General features: G+C 56.8%; 1 protein-coding gene. It reads left to right on the forward strand.

Translation table 11 applies throughout. The features are described from left to right. A partial coding sequence (locus HMPREF3048_RS04840; RefSeq protein ID WP_210398417.1) for an IS256 family transposase occupies positions 1-444 on the forward strand: 444 nt, incomplete at both ends.

The raw sequence follows: 444 nt of genomic DNA on the forward strand, positions 1-444 counted from the left end.
TTGGCATTAACAACCTGTCGAAATCGCAAGTCTCACGCATGTCAGAAGAACTCGACGAGATGGTCAACGATTTCAAAAACCGCCCACTGGACCCCGGCGGCTACGCCTACCTGTCGTGTGATGCTCTCACGATGAAAGTGCGTGAAGGCGGACGCGTGGTCAAATGCTCAGTGCTGCTGGCCACCGGTGTCAACGCTGACGGGTACCGCGAAATGCTCGGCATGCACGTTGCCACTGCGGAATCCAACGCGTCGTGGAAAGGCTTCTTCCAAGACTTAAAAGCCCGCGGGCTTTGCGGTGTCTTCCTTATCACCAGTGACGCCCACGAGGGCATCCAGCACGCCATATCTGAGGTGCTGCCTGACGCGTCGTGGCAGCGGTGTCGCACCCATTTCGCGAAGAATCTCTATGAGAAAGTCCCCAAAATGCAGTGGCCGATGGTCT

Origin of the sequence: Corynebacterium sp. HMSC075D04 (assembly GCF_001815635.1) — a bacterium.
GTDB classification, from domain to species: Bacteria; Actinomycetota; Actinomycetes; order Mycobacteriales; family Mycobacteriaceae; genus Corynebacterium; species Corynebacterium coyleae.